Below are 17345 nucleotides of genomic sequence, written 5' to 3'. Positions count from 1 at the left end.
TTTCCCATCACGTAAGTGAGTAAGATCCCTAGAAGATGACTAGGTAGATAGGTCAGAGATGGAAGCATGGCGACATGTGGAGTTGACTGATACTAATCGATCGAGGACTTAACCACAAATGAACAACGACTGGTCGATATTCGGCTTTCTTGACATCAATTCTTTATCTAGTTTTCAGGGAATAAATTTTCATTTACCCCTTGAAATTCGTTGAAAATATTATATAATAATATTTGTCATTGTAAGCAAAATGTCTGGTGATAATCGCGAAGAGGTCACACCCGTTCCCATGCCGAACACGGAAGTTAAGCTCTTCAGCGCCGATGGTAGTTGGGGGATCTCCCCCTGTGAGAGTAGGACGTCGCCAGGCAATATCATTCCGCAGTAGCTCAGTGGTAGAGCTATCGGCTGTTAACCGATCGGTCGCAAGTTCGAATCTTGCCTGCGGAGCCATTGCTTCCATAGCTCAGCAGGTAGAGTGCTTCCATGGTAAGGAAGAGGTCACCGGTTCGAGCCCGGTTGGAAGCTTTTATATTTTTAAATAGTAGACTGGCCCATTGGTCAAGCGGTTAAGACACCGCCCTTTCACGGCGGTAACACGGGTTCGAATCCCGTATGGGTCACCAACGTTTTTTGCGAAAAGCAATTAACAAATCATTTACATATTGGAGGATTAGCTCAGCTGGGAGAGCATCTGCCTTACAAGCAGAGGGTCGGCGGTTCGATCCCGTCATCCTCCACCAAGTTTTTTTTACGGAAGTAAAATAAACTTCATTGAAATTGCGCAAGAAAAATATCTATCCTTAAATTACTTCAGTGAGACAACTTTTTATTAAGTCGTCTTCATCTAAAAATAATTAATTAAATATGCCGGTGTAGCTCAACTGGTAGAGCAACTGACTTGTAATCAGTAGGTTGGGGGTTCAAGTCCTCTTGCCGGCACCATTTTTTTAGCTGGAGGGGTAGCGAAGTGGCTAAACGCGGCGGACTGTAAATCCGCTCCTTCGGGTTCGGCAGTTCGAATCTGCCCCCCTCCACCATTTTGTATATTCAAGTGTAAAATGGACATCCTATAAATGTCCCTTTTTTATGCCATTAAAGATAGTATTGGGCTATAGCCAAGCGGTAAGGCATCGCACTTTGACTGCGACATGCGTTGGTTCGAATCCAGCTAGCCCAGCCATTTTACGAGCCATTAGCTCAGTTGGTAGAGCATCTGACTTTTAATCAGAGGGTCGAAGGTTCGAATCCTTCATGGCTCATCAAAGAAATTCTCACATCGCAGGGTGTGAGAATTTCTTTATACTCACTTATCTTTGGGGCCTTAGCTCAGCTGGGAGAGCGCCTGCTTTGCACGCAGGAGGTCAGCGGTTCGATCCCGCTAGGCTCCACCAAGTTTTTTTTACGAAGCGCAAGCGAAGTGAAATAACCATACATACGACATGATTAAACCTTGAATCTTTTTGGAGATTTGAGGTTTTTTTATTTGAGGTTGATAAAGAAAATACAAGAATCAATTGATATTCCATCATTTTATGCCTTCACTCCTATAGAAGCTGCCTGAAAGCCTCAATTTTAATAACCTTTAAACAGGTATTTTCAATTTTGTCACCTTTATTTTCAATAATTCGGTTTTATTTTCAATTCAGTCTCACTTATTTTCAAAAAATAGATTTTATTTTTAAAACAATCATCCATCACCATGAAAAGTCATCCTCCTACACCTCCAGTAGGGACCATCTACATAATCTTACACACATACACCCATAAAACCCTTCTGCTAACGCATATATATACACAATCTTGTCCAGTTGAGTCATCGGTCATTATATGGATACAATAGAGGTAGATATATATTTTGAATAGGGGGAATTTTTGATGAAAAAAAATATTTCAATTATCGGTGTGCCAATGGATTTAGGGCAAATGCGAAGAGGTGTAGATATGGGACCGAGCGCGATCCGTTACGCTGGTATCGTAGAGCGTCTTGAGGACCTGGGATATGACATCAAGGACTTGGGAGATATCGAAATCGGCCAGGCTGAGCGTATACATAATAATCCTGATACCAATTTGCGAAATTTGAAAGCGGTTGCTGAAGCGAGTGAGCGACTGGCAGGTAAGGTGAATGATGTGATTGGAAGCGGGGATTTCCCATTGATTTTTGGTGGGGATCACAGTATTGCGATTGGGACGCTTGCTGGCGTTTCACCTCATTATGAGAACTTAGGGGTGATCTGGTATGATGCCCATGGTGATTTGAATACGGGGGATACCTCCCCTTCAGGAAACATCCATGGGATGCCGCTTGCCGTAAGCCTAGGCATCGGTCATGAGGAATTGACGAATATTGGACAAGATACACCTAAGATTAAACCGGAAAACATTGTCATCATCGGTGCACGTTCATTGGATGAAGGTGAGAGGGAGTTAATTAAAGAAAAAGGCATTAAAGTATATACGATGCATGAAATCGATCGCCTTGGTATGACGAAGGTAATGGAAGAATCCATTGACTATTTGAAGGACAGAACAGATGGCGTCCATTTATCACTTGATTTAGATGGACTAGATCCAAGTGATGCACCAGGAGTCGGAACTCCCGTACTTGGGGGAATCAGCTACCGTGAGAGCCACCTGGCGATGGAGATGCTCGAGGAGTCGGGGATGATTACGTCTGCAGAGTTTGTAGAGGTTAACCCAATTCTTGATGAGAAGAATAAGACGGCTACGGTTGCTGTCGCATTGATGGGATCACTGTTTGGAGAAAAATTGCTATAATCAGTTTAAAAAAAGGCTGGAAACCTTTCAAGGTTTCCAGCCTTCATCTATATCTATTCAATGGTGCTTGAACACTTGGTATTGATTTAACAGATCGTCAAGACGAGTACTCAAATCAACTACTTGCTCATCGGCAAAGGAAGACTTTAATGCGAGTTCGACCATTTGGCGACGGCAGTCTTCAATTTGAAATAATAAATCATTCGTTCTTCCCCTCATTTCGAGATCCTCCCGCAAAAAGAAATAATTAGTCCATTAATACCCCTTTTCTAATAAATGTAAACACACACCCTTGAAAATTTGTTAGGATAATAATATAAAAAAAATTGAAACCTTTTGATAGGGTTCTGCGTATATAAATATAGCCGCATAGAGCGGAGGTTGTGAAATGGAAGCATTAGTGAACAAACGGATAAAACAAGTGTTGAAAGGTGATCAGAATGCCTTTGCAGAATTAGTCGAGCTTTATAAGGATAAAGTGTTTCAGATTTGCTATAGGATGCTCGGGAATCGCCATGAGGCAGAGGATATTGCCCAAGAGGCATTCATCAGGGCATTTGTGAATATTGAAACATTTAACCAGAAGCGGAAGTTTTCGACGTGGCTATTTCGAATAGCAACGAATCTTTGTATCGACAGAATTCGGAAGAAGAAGCCGGATTATTTTCTAGATGCAGAGGTTGCCGGGACAGAAGGCTTAACCATGTATTCACAAGTGGCTGCTGATGTTCAACTCCCGGAAGATGAAGTTGAGAATATGGAGCTGCAGGAAACCATTCAAATAGAAATTTCAAAGCTACCGGAGAAATATCGATCGGTCATTGTTTTAAAATACATTGAAGAGCTCCCTCTTCAAGAAATCAGCGAAATATTGGACTTACCTTTGGGAACGGTCAAAACTCGAGTACATAGAGGGCGGGAAGCTCTCAGAAAACAATTACGATCACTGTAGAGAGGGTGAGTGAACATTAAGCCTTGTCCTGAAGAAATCATCGAGTTTATGCACGATTATTTAGATGGAGATTTAAATAGAGAAACCGAAGAAGTGCTGAAACATCATCTGCAGGAGTGCAGCGAATGTCAGCATCACTTCCATGAGCTGAAAAAAGCGATAGCTTTTGTACAGAGCACTTCTCATATTAGCGCTTCAACAGACTTTACGGATAAAGTCATGTCGAGATTACCAAAAGAGAAGAAGAAAGTTGGAGTCCAAAGATGGTTCCGCCATCACCCGTTACTGACGGCAGCTGCATTATTTTTATTCTTTATGACTGGAAGCTTTCTTACTTCCTGGAATGATGATCAGGATTTCTCCTTTACGAAAAATGCGAAATTAGTCGTAAAGGATCATACGGTGTTCGTTCCGGAAGGTGAAGTCGTGAATGGGGATCTGGTAGTCCGGAACGGCGATGTGAAAATAGAAGGAAAAGTGACTGGGAATGTCACGATCATAAACGGAAAGCAGTATTTGGCTTCTGCAGGTAGTGTGACAGGAGAAATCCATGAAATCGATGAAGCGTTTGAGTGGCTTTGGTACCAGATAAAAAAAGGGGCTAAAGACACGTTGGACTGGGGAAATTCGCAACTTGAAGAAAAGTAAGATAAAATAGAGGGGATGGAACAGAAGGTCCGTCCCTAAAGGGCTGACACTTTTGATTTTCGTGTCAGTTTTTTTATGCAAAAACGTGAGTTCATGAATAGAAAAGAAAAAATCATGTGGCCGTGGGTGTCTTTCATTTGAACGTGATAAAATGTGCTATAATTAGATCGTTACGAAAATGGAGAAGCCACACATGGCGGCTTACGCTTTCGATTAAGCTATTGGAGGATGTAATATGCCGTTTATCGATATTTTTTCGGATTACTCCGCGCTGGATTATGTCTCAGATATAGTAGATATACTCGTGGTATGGTTTGTAATCTATAAACTGATCATGCTGATAAAAGGAACGAAAGCAGTACAATTATTAAAAGGTATTTTTGTCATCATCATTGTGAGGGGCCTTAGTAGCATCTTTGGACTCGATACGTTGGGCTGGATGATGGAACAAGCCCTGACTTGGGGATTCCTTGCAATTATCATCATCTTCCAACCAGAACTCCGCAGAGCCCTTGAACAGCTCGGCAGGGGGCGTCTGTTCTCAAGGACCGGCCTACAGGAAGAAGAAGAGCAGGAACAAATGATTGAATCCATGACAAAAGCCGTTAGCTATATGGCAAAACGTCGGATCGGGGCTCTTCTTACACTTGAGAGAGAAACGGGTATGAGTGATTATATCGAAACAGGTATCCCACTCAATGCGAAAATCACGTCTCAATTGCTCATTAATATATTCATCCCAAATACACCTCTTCATGATGGAGCGGTGATTATCCAGAAGAACCAAATTGCTGCTGCAGCCTGCTACCTTCCTTTGTCAGAAAGCCCTTTTATTTCAAAGGAACTGGGAACAAGGCATAGAGCGGCGCTTGGTGTGAGTGAAGTAACAGATAGTATCACGATCGTTGTATCTGAAGAAACGGGAGCTATCTCCATTACGAAAAATGGAGAGTTACATCGCGACCTCTCTCTGGAGCGCTTCAGAGAAATTATGACCTTAGAGCTCATTGGCGATAAGACGAATGCTTCCTCAACGAAATGGAGCTTTAGGGGGAAGAAAGAAAATGGATAAATTCATGGAAAGTCGATGGTTCATGCGTATTGTTGGACTTTTGTTAGCGTTTATTCTTTATCTCTCGGTTAACTTTGATGACATACAGAAAACGGCCAACAATAGTAACGGTAACTCGCAAAATGCGATTGAAACGATCCAGGATGTTCCGCTTGAAGTGTTCTATGATAGTGAGAATTTGGAAGTGTCAGGCTTGCCAGATACGGTGAATGTGACCGTAGAAGGGTCGAAAGCCATCGTGCAACAAGCCAAGACATTGAAGGATTTTCAAGTGTATGTGGATTTAAATGATATCGGGATAGGTGAACATCAGGTTGAAATTCTGACTCAAAATATTTCTGATAAATTGGAAGTGAAACTTGATCCCGATTTCGTCAATATATCGGTCCGGGAAAAAGTCACAGAAGAATTTACGATTGAACCAAAATTTAATGATAGTATTCTTTCGAATGGATATGAAGCCGAAGGTCTTGCGGTTGATCCGCAAACAGTGAAAGTCACTGGCTCAAAAGATGAAGTTGACCGGGTTGCATATGTAATAGCTACGTTGGATCTAGAAGAAGAAATCAATGAGAATGTGACTAGGGAAGCCCGCGTACAGGTGCTCGACCGGGAATACAATAAGTTGGATGTGAAAATCGACCCTGAAATGGTGGATGTGACTGTTTCGGTTGTAAACCCGAGTAAAAGTGTACCTGTCACGATTAAACAAAAGGGCAGCCTGCCAAAAGGAACGACCTTGGAGTCGATTTCAGTAGAACCAAAAGAGGCAACGATATTTGGCAGACAGGATGTATTGGACAAAGTGGAGGAATTGCTGGCAGAAGTCGATCTCTCTAAAATAAAGAAGGATTCGACTATTACTGTACCCCTTTCCCTTCAAGAAGGTTTAAATAAAGTGGCTCCTGAGGCAGTGAAGGTCAAGGTTGATGTGAGTACAACCGAAGAGAAGAACTTATCAGGACTTGAAGTTACCCCTGAGGGACTCGCTGACGATTATGAATATACCATCGTGACACCTGAAGGCGGTGTAGTCGATGTAGCAATGAAAGGTCAGAACGAAGAAGTGAATAAAGTGACGAAAGAAGACTTCTCGTTGGCACTCGACCTTTCAGGGCTTGAGCCTGGTGAACATGAGGTGGAAATAGATGCAGATGGTCCTGACAATATAGAATGGACCTTGTCTCACAAAACCGTAAAAATAGAAATTAAAGAAAAGAACACATCAGCATAAGAGCTGAAAAAGGAGAGAATGACGATGGGTAAGTATTTTGGAACTGATGGAGTAAGAGGTGTAGCGAATACAGAATTAACACCGGAATTAGCATTTAAGCTTGGACGATTCGGTGGTTATGTTCTGACAAAGGATGCTACGCGTCCCAAAATATTGATTGGACGAGATACTCGAATTTCCGGCCATATGCTTGAAGGCGCGCTAGTAGCGGGGCTTCTATCAATTGGTGCTGAAGTGATGCGCTTAGGGGTTATTTCAACTCCAGGTGTGGCTTATTTAACAAAGGCGTTGGGAGCCCAGGCAGGGGTCATGATCTCCGCTTCCCATAATCCGGTTGGAGATAATGGTATTAAATTCTTCGGACCGGATGGCTTTAAATTATCAGATGCCCAGGAACATGAAATTGAAGATCTATTGGACCAATCTGTTGACGGATTACCTCGTCCAATAGGTGCCGATTTAGGTCAAGTAAGTGACTATTTCGAAGGCGGTCAAAAGTATCTGCAGTATTTAAAACAATCAGTTGACGAAGATTTCGATGGTTTACATATTGCGTTAGATTGTGCACACGGTGCTACATCAGCTCTTGCGACTCATCTGTTTGCTGATCTCGATGCAGACATTTCCACAATGGGGGCGTCACCAAACGGATTAAACATCAATGAAGACGTTGGATCTACCCACCCAGAAGCGCTTGCTGAAATGGTGAAGGAAAAGGGAGCAGACCTGGGACTTGCCTTTGATGGAGACGGAGATCGGATCATTGCTATTGATGAGCACGGAGAAATCGTCGATGGTGACCAGATCATGTACATCTGTGGTAAGTACCTAAAGTCACAGGGTCAATTAAAACAGTCGACAGTCGTGTCTACTGTCATGAGTAACCTTGGCTTCCATAAAGGACTAGAAGAGAACGGTATCCAAAGTATCCAGACGGCTGTCGGAGATCGTTACGTAGTAGAAGAAATGAAGAAACACGGCTACACTCTCGGAGGAGAGCAATCCGGCCACATTATCTTCCTAGAGTACAATACAACCGGTGACGGATTGTTAACGGGTATCCAACTTGCTAACATTATGAAGGTGACAGGTAAATCTTTATCTGAACTGGCGGGAGAAATGCAGAAATTCCCACAGAAGCTTGTGAACGTACGAGTGACTGACAAACACCACGTAACGGATAACGAAACTGTTAAACATGTAATTCAAAAGGTTGAAGAAGAAATGAACGGAAATGGTCGCATACTTGTTCGTCCTTCAGGTACGGAGCCATTAGTTCGTGTTATGGCAGAAGCGCCTACAGAAGAGCTTTGTGAGCGATATGTAAATGAAATTGTACAAGTCGTTGATCAGGAAATGGGTCTGAACGAATAGTTGATTTTTAGTGCATAAGGGGTCAATACGTACCCCTTGTGCATATTTAATTAGGAGGGTTTTTTTTGAAGAGGCTCTTTTCACTTGATTGTTGTCATGGTTAGAGAGCGGGAATGACTCTGATTACAGCTAGGGTTCGATTGGCATGAACTATTGTTTTTCGACAAAAGGCTCATAAAATCGAAATGAGGCTCATAAATCAAGATTGTGATCGATCGTAGGGGCATTAGACCTAAAAGAACTCTTTCAGCTCGATTGGGTGAGTATGTACCCTTGCCATTCACCAAATGGAGTCGAAAAATAACAGTTTTTTTAGAAACAAAAATGAATCCATGGTTTATCACCATTCTGTGTCGGGAACATGACAATGTGATAACAACTTATTGATGAAGTCAGATTTTTATTGACTCAGGGAAACGTGCTGGTGTATGATGATTTTGTTTTCGTTTTTGAAATTTAATGGAAATGATTCAAGAAGGAAAGGTGGATTGTGAGGAATTAACCTATAAAGCGCCAGGACTAGATGATAGATACGAAAAGGATCATCTAGTTGACGAGGTGGAGGTTTATCGAGTATTCGGCGGATGCCTCCCGGTTCGTACTGTCACCGAACCGAAAGTTTCATCCTTAAAACGTTAAGGCAACTTAATGCACAAAGGGAAGAAAAGAGTGACTAACGTAAATACTAATGATAAACAGAGGTAAGGGGGCAAGCTGCCCCAAAATGAGTCTTGCCCCCTTGCATGTTCAGGGAGGATATATTAATTATGTGTGGAATTGTTGGATATATTGGAAGTTCAGATACAAAGGAAATTTTGTTAAAAGGTCTTGAAAAACTTGAATATAGAGGCTATGACTCTGCCGGTATTGCCGTTCAAAATGATGAAGGCATCCATGTGTTCAAAGAAAAGGGTCGTATTGCCGATCTTCGTGGAATCGTGGATGTGAGCGTATCAAGCAACACAGGAATTGGTCACACTCGCTGGGCTACCCACGGTGTACCGAGCCAAGTGAATGCTCACCCTCATCAAAGCAACTCAGGCCGCTTCACAATCGTTCATAATGGAGTAATCGAAAATTACTCTCAGCTTAAGCGTGAATATTTAACAGACGTAACGTTCAAAAGTGATACGGATACGGAAGTCATCGTTCAGCTTATTGAAAAGATTGTAGAAGAAGGAAACTCGGTAGAAGAAGCTTTCCGTCAAACGTTAATGCTTCTTAAAGGTTCTTATGCCATTGCCCTTTTAGATTCTGAAAACGATGAAACGATCTATGTAGCGAAAAACAAAAGTCCACTGCTTGTTGGCCTTGGCGAAGACTTCAATGTCGTAGCAAGTGATGCGATGGCAATGATTCAAGTAACGGACCAATATGTTGAGCTTATGGATAAAGAAATGGTTATCGTAACGAAAGAAAAAGTAGAAATCCAAAATTTGATCGGTGAAGTAATGGAACGTGCTCCTTACACGGCTGAAATCGATGCCAGTGATATCGAAAAAGGAACATACCCACACTACATGCTGAAAGAAATCGACGAGCAGCCACTAGTGGTTCGTAAAATCATTCAAGCTTATCAAAACGAAAGCAACCAGCTTCACATCGATGAGCCAATCGTCGGTGCCATGAAGGAAGCGGATCGTGTCTACATCATTGCATGTGGAACGAGCTACCACGCTGGTCTTGTTGGTAAGCAATTCATCGAGAAGAGTGCAGGGATCCCTGTTGAAGTTCATGTAGCAAGCGAATTTAGCTACAATATGCCTTTACTTTCTAAGAAACCATTGTTCATCTTCATTTCTCAAAGTGGTGAAACGGCAGACAGTCGTGCCGTACTTGTTCAAATTAAAGAACTTGGACACAAATCATTAACGATCACAAACGTAGCAGGATCTACTCTATCCCGTGAAGCGGATTACACATTGCTTCTTCATGCCGGACCTGAGATCGCTGTTGCTTCAACGAAAGCGTACACTGCTCAGCTGGCTGTACTTTCGATTTTGGCTCATGTTGCAGGTCAAGCATGTGGAACCACCGAGAGCTTCGATCTTATTCAAGAACTGGGTATCGTCGCAACGGCGATGGAAGCACTTTGTGATACGAAAGAAGAGTTTGAAGATATCGCCCGCGAATATCTATCAACGACGCGCAACTGTTTCTTCATCGGTCGTTCACTGGACTTCTTTGTAGGTCTGGAAGGCGCATTGAAGCTGAAAGAAATCTCTTACATCCAAGCAGAAGGTTTTGCCGGAGGAGAGCTTAAACACGGTACAATTGCCCTTATCGAAGATGGTACACCGATCGTTGCACTTGCAACACAGGAAGAAGTAAACCTAGGCATCAGAGGAAATGTGAAAGAGGTTGTCGCTCGTGGAGCAAACCCTTGTATCATTTCCATGAAAGGCTTAGAAGACGAAGATGATCGCTTCGTCATCCCAGAGGTTAACCCATTGTTAACACCTCTTATCTCTGTCATCCCGTTACAATTAATTTCTTACTATGCTGCTCTGCACCGCGATTGTGATGTAGATAAACCGCGTAACCTTGCAAAGTCGGTTACGGTTGAGTAAGGGTTAAATAGTTAAAACATTTCCTTGTTTACTGACAAAAAAGACGTATACTTTACAAAAAAGGTGTATACTTTACAAAAAAGATGTGTACTTTTGAAAGCTCTTAGATTTTATCTAAGAGCTTCTTTTTATTCAATTTGGAAAAGTGTATGAGATGAAGATGAGCCTACTAGGTATAGGTCATTTGTGGCTTCCCCATAAGGTATCTTATTAATGTATGAAATTTACAGGTATTAAAGCCGTTTTGGTAATATTTATGGTATAATATAGTAACAAATTATTACATATACTACTTTATTTTCAAAAATAAATGAATTTAGGTGAACTACTTGTTATCTGGAAAAAATAAGTATGATCTATTTGAAGAATTTAAAAAATTAGTAGGGCCATTAGGGTTTGTAGTAGAGGATTCTAAAGAAATTAATTATGGTCTTCAATTCATTGTGAAAAAAGATAAAGTAAGTGGACTAGTACGCATATATGAAAGTAAAAAAGGTGTAAGAATAGATTTTTCCCAAATTAAAGACTTAGAATTCCTAAATCAGATAGAAACTTTAATCTCTGGAAATAAAAGTGTTCAGTCAAAAAACTCAAGAAATAAAGCCGTAGGAAAAATAAAAGACATTCCTAGTTCATTAATAGGTGTTGATGAATCTGGTAAAGGTGACTACTTTGGTCCCCTGGTTATAGCTGGTGTATTTGTAGATGAAAAAACATCAGAAATACTTAGAGCTATAGGTGTAATGGATAGTAAGAAGTTATCAGATAAGCAAATATCGGAGCTGGCATTAAAGATAAAAAGTACATGTCCTTATACTATTGTGGCAATAGGAAATGAAAAATATAATGACCTATATACAAAAATTAAAAATTTAAACAAGCTCTTAGCTTGGGGGCATGCAAGAACTATTGAAAACATGCTGGAAAAAGTCGATTGTCAATCTGCACTCTCAGATCAATTTGGTGACAGTACTCTAATCGAAGAGGCATTATTAAGTAGAGGAAAGCAGATAAGATTATATCAAAGAACAAAAGCTGAAGAGATTATTGCTGTTGCAGCAGCCAGTATTATAGCAAGAGATGAATTTGTTAAGCGGTTAAAGCAATTATCTTTTAAATATAATCTGAATTTCCCTAAGGGAGCTTCAAAAAAGACTATTGAGATTGCAAACCAATTTATATTGTTACACGGGAAGGGAGAATTAGCAAAAATCGCTAAACTCCACTTTAAAACTACGGAACAAATTATTTGAAGTTATTTTTTTGTCTTGTTATAAATGTAAAAATATGATAAAATGTAACGAATTTGGAGTGACTCTAAGATGAGTAAAAAAACCAATCCTTTTAAGGGTTTATTATTGGATAGGGATCGCCTGTTAGATTGGATTCAAGAATATGCAGAAGAAAAGTTTGAATCTTTTGAAATTTCACCGATTACTTTAGTGGGCGGTGTCCAACATAGATGTATAATTCAGGCAGATAGTAAAATTATGCTTTTGGACTTTTACTTTAATAATGATGATAAAACCACAATAAGGCCAACTGTAGGTCAAAACCAAGATGTTAGCGTTGAAATTGCCACGCATATCTTAGGTAAGTTAACTTATAAGCATACAGATGTTATAAGTAGGTCCTATTCTGTACACCCCATAGACGAAGAGGAACTTAAAATGATCCTTCAATTCTTTGATGAAGAACTTGAAGGTGTAAAAAAAATAAACCAAAGCTATAACGAATCAAATAATTATACCCTCTACCAATATAAGAGTAACATTGGTGATAAATTAACATTAAAGTATTTCGGTAATAAAAGGCTTCAGATACAGGGTAAACCAATGTTTTTGTATCAGGAAATAACTTGTTTATTATCAGGTTATTTTCCATTTGATGAGGTTATAAAGAACCAATCAGAATTCTTTAGTGTTGAAATTAGTCCTGAGGAAATAAGAGAAGAAATGCAGGAACTAATGCCTTCTGCATATAATTTTTTAGGAGAGAATCAAAAGAAGATATTGTCAGGATCCTTGGCATTAAATAAAATTGATATTCCATTAGAAGATTACTCGCCGTTTGCCTTTCCTGCATTAAAGACCTTGGAGGGCGTTTTAAAGAGTATATTCCTTTCAAAAGGGGTAAGAATAAAAAAGGACGGGTTTGGAGATTATTTTGGGTATAATGGTGTATTAAGAAAACAGGAATTATTAGTCGATAAATTAGACATTGATGGTAGTGTGGTTGTTAAAAAAGTCATTGAAGATTTATATAATTACTATAACAAACACAGGCATAAATTATTCCATGTTGAAGCAATTGATGCAGCAACCCGAATTATTGAAACAAAGCAAGAGGCAGAAACGATTGTTTCGGATGTTTTATCATTAATTGAAATTGCACATAAAGAACTCAATGGTGTTGCTTCAAGGAGATAAAAATCCTTTTTATATTAGGTGATGATTATGAAAAATTATGAAATTCATAAAGATTATGAAGTTGAAGGGTATCCTTGCGTAGTATTTTCTACATCTTTTATTAGTCCTATAGAAGAACTGGAGGACATTGAGGGTGAATTAAATGCGCAATTTCAAGGCAAGGTATTATTTGATTTGCTTCTCTCTAACGGTGTTTCTTCAAATAGGTTTTTAGAGGCTGAATTTAATGGTAACACTTTTGATTATACTTCCTTTAAACCATTAAACGTAGATGTAAAGTTAAAAATTAAAGTCTTAGAATTTTATAAGAAACATGTGAATTATTTAGAAAATAGTATACTGCCTAGATCGTATCAGTATCTTCTAAAACAAGGTAAAGTTTTTTAATCAACTTCAAAATTACAAATATAATTAAGACAGTAATGATCTATGGATGTATACATAGATCATTTTTTAATTTATCAGTCCATCTGATATGACCATTTATCGTTGAACCTTTTTTATTAGTTAGTTATGGCGCTGGTATACTGTTAAAAACTTTATAAGTAATAGTAAAATATGTGTAACTATAGTGAGCAAGCACCTAAAATAATCCTTAAGTATAAAGAGTTTTAAATTTGAACAGCCAACCATAAATCTATGGTTGGCTGTTTTTAAGAGGAGGGTTCTTCCCAATCTTTAGAGTTCCTTGAGTATAGTTTATTCGTCACAAGGCCGTTCAGTATAAAGAGGATTTCAGATTTCTCCTTTGGGTTTAGCAGGTCAATATTTTCTTTCAGTACTCTTTCTTCATCGGACAAATTCGTTAAATAGAGATCTGTAAGATAACTATGTATTAAGTTATCTACTTGTGGTTTTGGTATATTAAAGTTTTCATGGATATATCTATGGACTTCTGCCAATTGTTTTGTAAAATATCTAAACATCACTTTTGGTTTATCATTCTCCATGTACTCTTCACTTATCATTTTATCCCCTTTAATTATCCAATCAGTTGAAACACCAAATTCTTCACTTATCTTTTGAATTGTGATTACAGATGGATTAGTTTTACCTTTCTCTATATCGCTTAAGGCTGCTTGAGAAATTTTTATATGCTCTGAGAAGGTGTTTTGATTCATTGAAAAACACCTTCTTAAAAATTTAACTCTCTCTCCTAAATTTACCACATATTTACCCCCTTGTTAAAATATATATGGTATACTTATAAAAAATATAGGTATACCTATATTTCATCTTGGCTATACAGATAAGCATATACACCTTAATTGTATTATGAACTACTCTTAAAATCTTACAAGTAAAATCGAAGGAAGTGAAGTTATGGCTAAGCGTAAAACGGGTTGGACGGAGGAGAAAATCGCTAAATATTATAAGGAAGGTCGAGGAAAAGGTGAATTTCACAATTACAAACCATGGTTAACCATTCAAGATGTACCTTCTATTGGCAGGTCACATCGTTTTAAAGGTTGGAAGTCAGGTAGGCAACATCAATTGCTCTCTGACTTGGAAAAGAATTATTTGCTTCTAATGGATTGGGCAGAGGATGTGATTGATATCAGGGAGCAGTTTCCACTGGACAGAGAGTATACTATGAAAATTGCTGAGGAAAAGGGTATAAACCATCCAGTTAATAATGAAAATGGAGTACCTATTGTTATGACAACTGACTTCCTTATTTCAAAGAGCGAAGGAGGGGAAATAAAATACCTGGCTAGGACTACGAAGTATTCAAAGGATTTAGATGAAAAGAGGAAAATTGATTTATTTGAGATTGAAAGACAATACTGGGAAGAAAACCAGGTGGATTTTGGAATAGTAACTGATAAAGACATTCCAGTAATATTTGTAGAAAACCTAAAAAAATTTCATAAGAGTTATTTTTCTAACCATGAAAATACATTTCTAAAATTAATGACTCAATTGCTTAGGAAGGAAAACGGCAGGTTGATTAACTTCCTAAATAAATTTGAGGAGGAATACCTAAGTGAACCAGGGGAAGCACTTTCCGTATTTAAACATCTTGTAGCAAGGAAGGATATTTTATTAGATATGAACACTAGGTTTACTCCTAGTAAAATTGATATAGCTCAACTGAAAATTAGGGAAGAAAATACTGATCAGATGAGGGTATAAAATGAATATATATGTAAATGAATTATTAGAAGAAAAACGGTCAAAGAGTATTTTAAGGGTTCTATGGGTTGACCCCGGAAATATTGTGGCCTATGTCATAGACGTAGACTGTAAAAAGGGATTGCCTCTAGTAAGGAGAGTTAGCGATATTGTCGAGGATATAATTAACGGAGAAATTGTAAAGCATCGTAAAGATCCATATCTTATAAATAGTGGGAACCTTTCTAGTGTTGAGAGAGAGAATAAAGAGAGGGCATGGGAAGTTATAAAAGACATTGCAAGAAATGAGCCTGACATATTTGTAAGAGAAAAGAGAGGTAAGCTCATAGAAGAAGTAATGACTGAACATGGTATTACAAAGATGACCGTTTATAAATATCTGAGGAGGTATTGGCAGCGAGGTAAGAATCCCAATGCTTTAATACCGGATTATAAGAATTCAGGAGGTAGAGGGAAAGAGAAAACAGCTAAAAATGGACGAATAGGAAGGAAACCGAAGTTTAAAGAAGGTGCTTCTTTAATAAATATTGACGAAGCTACCAAGAAAATTCTAAGGGTCTCGTTCGTCAAACATTACTTGAAAAACGCGAAAAAAACCACTTTACAAGATGCTTATAATTTTATGATAAGAGATTTTTTTGCGGAAGATATATACATTGGTGAAGACGGGATAGAAAAAGTAATTATTAAAGATAGCTCTGTTGTTCCTACAATGAGACAGTATCGTTATTGGTATAAAAAGGAGCACGAAATTGAGGAGACCTTAAAAGCAAAATTGGGGAAGAAAAAATTTGAAAAAGATCACAGAGCTATACTTGGTTCTTCAACTTATGAAACCTTTGGCCCGGGTTCACGTTTTCAAATTGACGCAACAATCGCAGATGTCTATTTAGTTTCTAGGTATAATCCCAATTGGATAATAGGTCGTCCGGTTGTGTACTTGGTTATTGATGTATTCAGCCGTATGGTAGCAGGCTTATACATCGGTTTAGAAGGACCCTCATGGTTAGGTGCAATGATGGCAATTGCTAATACTGTGACAGACAAAGTGGAGTTCTGCAAAGAGTACGGGATTACTATTACCAAAGAACAATGGCCGTGTGAACATTTACCTGAACTATTTTTGGCTGATAGAGGTGAATTAGAAGGATATAATATTGAAAGGTTAATTGATGCGTTCGATTTATACGTTGAAAACGCTGCACCTTATCGTGCTGATTGGAAGGGGATTGTTGAGAAACACTTTGATATTTTACATCAAAAAGTTAAACCACTCTTGCCAGGATATATCGATACTGACTTTAGACAAAGGGGAGCGAAAGATTATCGTTTGGATGCAAAGCTAACCATAGAAGATTTTTCTGAAATTATTATTCGCCAAGTGATTAGTCATAATACCAAGAAATATTTACAAAACTATCCTCGGGATCTAGAGATGATAGAACAAGACGTGAAACCATGTCCTATTGAATTATGGAACTGGGGGGTAAAGAATCGATCAGGAAGCCTGACTTATCATTCTCCCGAAATTGTAAAATTAAATTTACTTCCAAGAAGTAAAGCTACTGTGACAGCCACTGGGATTAAGATGAATAGCATGTTGTACACGTCTGAGAAGGCGACTAGTGAGAATTGGCATACCATTGCACGTAATAAAGGTACATGGAAAGTCGATGTAGCATATGATCCAAGGAACACTTCTAAAATATATCTGGTTAATGAATTTGAGGATTCAATTGACACTTGTTATCTTCTTGAACATCAACATAAGTATGAAAACAAAGATCTCCATGAAGTAATTTACTTACATGAACATGAGAAGTGGATTGCTAAACAAAATGAGCATGAGCAGCTTCAGAAGGATATAGATTCTATAAGCGAAACGGAATTTATTATAGAAAATGCAATTAAAAATAGTGAGGATAAAATAGTTGACCAAAGTAATTCAGCAAAAGTAAGCTCTATTAATCCAGACAGAAAAAAAGAAAAAGATGCAAACAGGGAAAGAGAGGCATTTGATTTAAGTCCAGAGGATGAAAATAATATAAATACAGATGTAATAGAAGAACAGCCTGGAGAGGAAGAATATAAGCGTCCATCAATCAAAGAGCTATTGGAAGAACAAGACTTGGCTGAAAACGATTAAAGG

At 38.7% G+C, this 17345-nt stretch carries 14 protein-coding genes, 9 tRNA genes and 2 rRNA genes; 23 read left to right on the top strand and 2 right to left on the bottom strand.

The genetic code is table 11. The features are described 5' to 3' along the window. The 12 genes from FGG79_RS19110 to rocF all read left to right on the top strand — a co-directional run. A 23S ribosomal RNA gene (locus FGG79_RS19110) occupies positions 1–116 on the top strand; the annotation flags it as partial. A gap of 137 nt (positions 117–253) precedes the next feature. Continuing rightward, positions 254–370: ribosomal RNA gene (gene rrf, locus FGG79_RS19105) — 5S ribosomal RNA — on the top strand. 8 nt (positions 371–378) lie between these two features. Beyond that, positions 379–453, top strand: a tRNA-Asn gene (locus tag FGG79_RS19100). 2 nt (positions 454–455) lie between these two features. Beyond that, a tRNA-Thr gene (locus tag FGG79_RS19095) sits at positions 456–528 on the top strand. Between the two features lie 23 nt (positions 529–551). Continuing rightward, positions 552–626 (top strand) — tRNA-Glu (locus tag FGG79_RS19090). A gap of 41 nt (positions 627–667) precedes the next feature. Next, positions 668–743, top strand: a tRNA-Val gene (locus FGG79_RS19085). Between the two features lie 126 nt (positions 744–869). Next, positions 870–945: transfer RNA gene (locus tag FGG79_RS19080), tRNA-Thr, on the top strand. Positions 946–956: 11 nt separating this feature from the next. After that, positions 957–1040: transfer RNA gene (locus FGG79_RS19075), tRNA-Tyr, on the top strand. Positions 1041–1108: 68 nt separating this feature from the next. Beyond that, positions 1109–1183, top strand: a tRNA-Gln gene (locus FGG79_RS19070). A 6-nt stretch (positions 1184–1189) separates the two neighbouring features. Then, positions 1190–1262 (top strand) — tRNA-Lys (locus FGG79_RS19065). Between the two features lie 56 nt (positions 1263–1318). Beyond that, a tRNA-Ala gene (locus FGG79_RS19060) sits at positions 1319–1394 on the top strand. A 484-nt stretch (positions 1395–1878) separates the two neighbouring features. Continuing rightward, positions 1879–2781, top strand: coding sequence for an arginase (gene rocF / locus FGG79_RS19055; RefSeq protein WP_138781271.1), 903 nt, complete (start codon positions 1879–1881; stop codon positions 2779–2781). A gap of 57 nt (positions 2782–2838) precedes the next feature. Here the strand turns inward: rocF and FGG79_RS19050 are convergent, their stop codons facing one another. After that, positions 2839–3000, bottom strand: a complete 162-nt coding sequence (locus tag FGG79_RS19050; protein ID WP_138781269.1) for an aspartyl-phosphate phosphatase Spo0E family protein — start codon at positions 2998–3000, stop codon at positions 2839–2841. Positions 3001–3169: 169 nt separating this feature from the next. On the opposite strand from FGG79_RS19050, the gene sigW reads away from it, so the two are divergent. The 9 genes from sigW (at position 3170) to FGG79_RS19005 (ending at position 13447) form a co-directional block, all read left to right on the top strand. Then, positions 3170–3733, top strand: coding sequence for an RNA polymerase sigma factor SigW (sigW, locus tag FGG79_RS19045; protein ID WP_138781267.1), 564 nt, complete (start codon positions 3170–3172; stop codon positions 3731–3733). Between the two features lie 15 nt (positions 3734–3748). Then, the gene (locus tag FGG79_RS19040) at positions 3749–4381 is read left to right on the top strand and encodes an anti-sigma factor family protein (RefSeq protein ID WP_138781285.1); all 633 of its coding nucleotides are present in this window, start codon (positions 3749–3751) and stop codon (positions 4379–4381) included. Positions 4382–4616: 235 nt separating this feature from the next. Next, positions 4617–5453, top strand: a complete 837-nt coding sequence (gene cdaA / locus FGG79_RS19035) for a diadenylate cyclase CdaA (protein WP_138781265.1) — start codon at positions 4617–4619, stop codon at positions 5451–5453. Further along, complete coding sequence (locus FGG79_RS19030; RefSeq protein WP_171051005.1) at positions 5446–6687, top strand: CdaR family protein; 1242 nt, start codon at positions 5446–5448, stop codon at positions 6685–6687. The genes cdaA and FGG79_RS19030 overlap by 8 nt, the downstream gene beginning before the upstream one ends. 24 nt (positions 6688–6711) lie before the next feature. Beyond that, on the top strand, positions 6712–8061 hold the full coding sequence (glmM, locus tag FGG79_RS19025; protein ID WP_138781260.1) for a phosphoglucosamine mutase: 1350 nt from the start codon (positions 6712–6714) through the stop codon (positions 8059–8061). Between the two features lie 767 nt (positions 8062–8828). After that, positions 8829–10631 (top strand): glutamine--fructose-6-phosphate transaminase (isomerizing), encoded by a 1803-nt coding sequence (glmS, locus tag FGG79_RS19020; protein WP_138781259.1) that lies wholly within the window; start codon positions 8829–8831, stop codon positions 10629–10631. A 329-nt stretch (positions 10632–10960) separates the two neighbouring features. Further along, positions 10961–11884, top strand: a complete 924-nt coding sequence (gene rnhC / locus FGG79_RS19015) for a ribonuclease HIII (RefSeq protein WP_205688844.1) — start codon at positions 10961–10963, stop codon at positions 11882–11884. A gap of 69 nt (positions 11885–11953) precedes the next feature. After that, on the top strand, positions 11954–13060 hold the full coding sequence (locus FGG79_RS19010; RefSeq protein ID WP_138781257.1) for a type II toxin-antitoxin system RnlA family toxin: 1107 nt from the start codon (positions 11954–11956) through the stop codon (positions 13058–13060). 27 nt (positions 13061–13087) lie between these two features. Beyond that, positions 13088–13447 (top strand): type II toxin-antitoxin system RnlB family antitoxin, encoded by a 360-nt coding sequence (locus tag FGG79_RS19005; RefSeq protein ID WP_171051004.1) that lies wholly within the window; start codon positions 13088–13090, stop codon positions 13445–13447. Between the two features lie 266 nt (positions 13448–13713). On the opposite strand, the gene FGG79_RS19000 is transcribed toward FGG79_RS19005, so the two are convergent. Beyond that, positions 13714–14229 (bottom strand): helix-turn-helix domain-containing protein, encoded by a 516-nt coding sequence (locus FGG79_RS19000; protein ID WP_138781253.1) that lies wholly within the window; start codon positions 14227–14229, stop codon positions 13714–13716. Between the two features lie 154 nt (positions 14230–14383). Here FGG79_RS19000 and FGG79_RS18995 point away from each other — a divergent pair, with 154 nt between their 5' ends. Together FGG79_RS18995 and FGG79_RS18990 are read left to right on the top strand one after the other, a co-directional pair. Continuing rightward, complete coding sequence (locus FGG79_RS18995; RefSeq protein ID WP_138781251.1) at positions 14384–15196, top strand: TnsA endonuclease N-terminal domain-containing protein; 813 nt, start codon at positions 14384–14386, stop codon at positions 15194–15196. Between the two features lies 1 nt (position 15197). Next, positions 15198–17342 carry a Mu transposase C-terminal domain-containing protein gene (locus FGG79_RS18990; RefSeq protein WP_138781250.1) on the top strand — a complete coding sequence of 715 codons (2145 nt, stop codon included), beginning with the start codon at positions 15198–15200 and terminating at the stop codon, positions 17340–17342. Positions 17343–17345 lie beyond the last annotated feature (3 nt).

The organism is Bacillus sp. BHET2, assembly GCF_005938125.1.
Taxonomy (GTDB): domain Bacteria; phylum Bacillota; class Bacilli; order Bacillales; family Bacillaceae_B; genus Rossellomorea.
The sequence above is the reverse complement of the archived record's forward strand: the minus strand, read 5'-3'. Positions and strand labels throughout refer to the sequence as shown.

What these genes read in the sequence shown, in the direction of transcription:
- FGG79_RS19050 (WP_138781269.1), bottom strand. Translation starts at nt 3,000, where the DNA reads ATGAGGGGAAGAACGAATGATTTATTATTTCAAATTGAAGACTGCCGT.
- rocF (WP_138781271.1), top strand. Translation starts at nt 1,879, where the DNA reads ATGAAAAAAAATATTTCAATTATCGGTGTGCCAATGGATTTAGGGCAA.
- glmS (WP_138781259.1), top strand. Translation starts at nt 8,829, where the DNA reads ATGTGTGGAATTGTTGGATATATTGGAAGTTCAGATACAAAGGAAATT.
- FGG79_RS19010 (WP_138781257.1), top strand. Translation starts at nt 11,954, where the DNA reads ATGAGTAAAAAAACCAATCCTTTTAAGGGTTTATTATTGGATAGGGAT.
- FGG79_RS18995 (WP_138781251.1), top strand. Translation starts at nt 14,384, where the DNA reads ATGGCTAAGCGTAAAACGGGTTGGACGGAGGAGAAAATCGCTAAATAT.
- FGG79_RS18990 (WP_138781250.1), top strand. Translation starts at nt 15,198, where the DNA reads ATGAATATATATGTAAATGAATTATTAGAAGAAAAACGGTCAAAGAGT.
- FGG79_RS19005 (WP_171051004.1), top strand. Translation starts at nt 13,088, where the DNA reads ATGAAAAATTATGAAATTCATAAAGATTATGAAGTTGAAGGGTATCCT.
- glmM (WP_138781260.1), top strand. Translation starts at nt 6,712, where the DNA reads ATGGGTAAGTATTTTGGAACTGATGGAGTAAGAGGTGTAGCGAATACA.
- sigW (WP_138781267.1), top strand. Translation starts at nt 3,170, where the DNA reads ATGGAAGCATTAGTGAACAAACGGATAAAACAAGTGTTGAAAGGTGAT.
- cdaA (WP_138781265.1), top strand. Translation starts at nt 4,617, where the DNA reads ATGCCGTTTATCGATATTTTTTCGGATTACTCCGCGCTGGATTATGTC.
- FGG79_RS19030 (WP_171051005.1), top strand. Translation starts at nt 5,446, where the DNA reads ATGGATAAATTCATGGAAAGTCGATGGTTCATGCGTATTGTTGGACTT.